The organism is Sulfolobus sp. B1 (assembly GCF_007050195.1).
Lineage (GTDB): Archaea > Thermoproteota > Thermoprotei_A > Sulfolobales > Sulfolobaceae > Saccharolobus.
The window spans coordinates 1-2418 of sequence record NZ_QIMI01000179.1; the positions used below are offsets into that span (position 1 = coordinate 1).

4 protein-coding genes are annotated in these 2418 nt (G+C 31.9%); 3 read left to right on the forward strand and 1 reads right to left on the reverse strand.

Annotation, left to right across the window (positions count from 1 at the left end):
- Positions 1-59: 59 nt before the first annotated feature.
- Entirely contained in the window at positions 60-554 is a 495-nt protein-coding gene (locus DMP16_RS09110; RefSeq protein WP_069281358.1) for a hypothetical protein, read from the reverse strand.
- A gap of 346 nt (positions 555-900) precedes the next feature.
- On the opposite strand from DMP16_RS09110, the gene DMP16_RS09115 reads away from it, so the two are divergent.
- Genes DMP16_RS09115 through DMP16_RS09125 form a run of 3 tightly spaced genes read left to right on the forward strand, consistent with a single transcriptional unit; the run spans position 901 to position 2359 of the window.
- Positions 901-1659 carry an AAA family ATPase gene (locus DMP16_RS09115; RefSeq protein ID WP_069281357.1) on the forward strand — a complete coding sequence of 253 codons (759 nt, stop codon included), beginning with the start codon at positions 901-903 and terminating at the stop codon, positions 1657-1659.
- Positions 1659-1973 carry a hypothetical protein gene (locus DMP16_RS09120; protein WP_069281356.1) on the forward strand — a complete coding sequence of 105 codons (315 nt, stop codon included), beginning with the start codon at positions 1659-1661 and terminating at the stop codon, positions 1971-1973. The genes DMP16_RS09115 and DMP16_RS09120 overlap by 1 nt, the downstream gene beginning before the upstream one ends.
- Positions 1973-2359 carry a hypothetical protein gene (locus DMP16_RS09125; RefSeq protein WP_069281355.1) on the forward strand — a complete coding sequence of 129 codons (387 nt, stop codon included), beginning with the start codon at positions 1973-1975 and terminating at the stop codon, positions 2357-2359. Before DMP16_RS09120 ends, DMP16_RS09125 begins: the two co-directional genes overlap by 1 nt.
- Positions 2360-2418 lie beyond the last annotated feature (59 nt).

A 2418-nucleotide genomic window follows, 5' to 3' on the forward strand; every position in this document is an offset into this window, starting at 1 on the left:
ATTTATCGCATAAATATTCATCTTTTAAGTTTATAAATTGATAAGTTACTGTAGAGTAACTAGTTATTGTTAACTAACTTGTTAATAGCCTCTTGAATTTTCACGACTTCAATACTTGACGGCATGAAATCTCTAAGTATGTAGAACATGTTTGTAAAAAGTTCCAATGCAAGATATCTAGCAGTATCCATGTCTTCCTCGGCTATATCATAGAGGTAGTCCTTTAAGATAATATTGAAAAATTGTGGTAAAAGATCCTTTCCCATAGGTAACTCAAGGATTCTGTTAACTATGTTCTCCAATCTTTCGAGCTCTTCTCTGAACGCTACTGCAGAAGCTACTTCTAAGAGTTTCCTCGTCTCATCCTCACTTTCTGTATTTAAAATCTCATGGATCTTATTTAGAATTTCCTTCCTTTCAGATTCATCTGCATAGCTCTTTAAGAGAATTAGTAGGGCAGTTAATTTTACTATTTTCTCATTGCTATCTAAATTATATATCCATAGACCTTCTTTAGCAGACTTAATTGCCTTTAAAAATTTTTCTTCATCCATAATTAAGTATCGTTAGATATGTATTAATAAACGTTTATGAAAGTCATTGATAAAAAGAGGGCAAGTCTTAAGGCAGGGAGGATGTGAGGTATAGTTCACCGCAGTCTTAGATAAGTCTAAAATATACCTTATTAACACTAGACTTACCTTAAGTGTGCAGATAATGGAGTGTTTTAATTTCATCCTAAAACATTTTGTCAGTAAATCTCAATAGAGTTTTATCTAAAATACAAAATGAGGAATCCTCATGGTGAGGAAGTTAATTTCCTCTGGTTAGTTAGTCTAATGGTCTTTATTAAATATAGATTTAAATCTAACTTTTATTAATGTAATATTAGGTGATAAGTTGAAAATAGCAATAACAGGTAAAGGAGGAACTGGCAAAACTACGATAGCTGGTACTTTAGCGCGTATCTTATCTATGAGGGGTTATAAGGTAATTGCAATAGATGCAGACGATAATCCTAATTTAGCCTTAACCTTGGGAATAAGCTGGGATAAGCTAGAGAGTTCAAATCCTATTCCGACAAGAATTCTGGCTAGAGTAGGAGATAGGCTAGAAATATTAATGCCTCCAGAAGAGATAATTAAGAATTACTCAATAAGAGGTCCAGATAATATTGATCTTCTAATAATGACTAAAATAGAAAAGGCAGGTGTTGGTTGTGCTTGTGGTGCCCACGCCACTGTTAGAGAGCTAGTAGGACATATAATACCTAAGGAAAACGAGATAGTAATAATGGATATGGAACCCGGCTTAGAAAACCTTAGTAGGGCTACTCCTATGCATTCAGACGTGATATTTACCGTAATAGAACCTTACTATAAATCTATACAAACAGGAATTAAGATTTACAAGTTAGCCAGCGAGTTAGGTGTTAAGAAAGTTTTTGCAATCATAAATAAGGTCAAGCACGAGGAAGAGGAGAAACTAGTTAGGGATATATTAGATAAGAATGGTGTCGAGGTTTTAGGTGTACTTCCTTATGACGAGGCGGTGGTAAAGGCTGATAAATTAGGAATGGCTGTAATTGACGTTTCACCTAATTCTAATTTTGTCCTAGGCCTTCAAAGGGTTGCGGATCAAATAATAAGGATGAAATGATGCCTAATGTTTTTATAACTATTAATGATGATAACTCAAACGAGGTTTATCTCACATTAATTGATGCTGAAAGGTTCAGTAAAAAAGGTTATAAAGTTTATATTTTATTTTTAAATAATTCATTTTTATCAAATAATCAATTTAAACAAATAATATCTGAATTAATAAATAATGGTGTTAAAATCTATACTACTCAAAGAGTTAATGATGATAGTATTGAGGAGATTAAGTTTGATGATTTTATGAAAATGATTGATAATAATGTCGATATATTTATAAGACAAGGTCCTGCATGCCCTAACGCGGTGAGATAATGGATTGTAATTCACAAGAGTTAGCAGATGAGATTTTAAATAAGTTAAACTCGATGCTCTCCTGCATAAATAAAGAGTATATCCTTTTAGACGTCCAGAAAAATAATCATTCGTTACAACTCACTCTTAAATCTAATACTAACGAAATAAATAAATTAAATGTAATTATAAATGATAATTGTGAGACTATTAACGCTGATGAGTTACTTCTATTTTATAAGCAAATTCAAGATAAAGGGTATTTGGTCATGAAGGTTAATTTATTCCCTGAACCTCTTGTGATCATAGAAGGTGAAAAGAGTAATAATAAGTTTAAGTTTGAATTTAGCGATTGCAAATATGCTTATATTGTTCTTGAAGATTTATTAAAAATTGATGAGGATTGAATATACACCAATAGGGTTCGTGAGGACTAAGAGAACTAAGGAGGAAATAGATAAACTGT

Coding starts and splice junctions, on each gene's coding strand:
- DMP16_RS09120 (WP_069281356.1), top strand. CDS start 1,659: ATGCCTAATGTTTTTATAACTATTAATGATGATAACTCAAACGAGGTT.
- DMP16_RS09110 (WP_069281358.1), bottom strand. CDS start 554: ATGGATGAAGAAAAATTTTTAAAGGCAATTAAGTCTGCTAAAGAAGGT.
- DMP16_RS09125 (WP_069281355.1), top strand. CDS start 1,973: ATGGATTGTAATTCACAAGAGTTAGCAGATGAGATTTTAAATAAGTTA.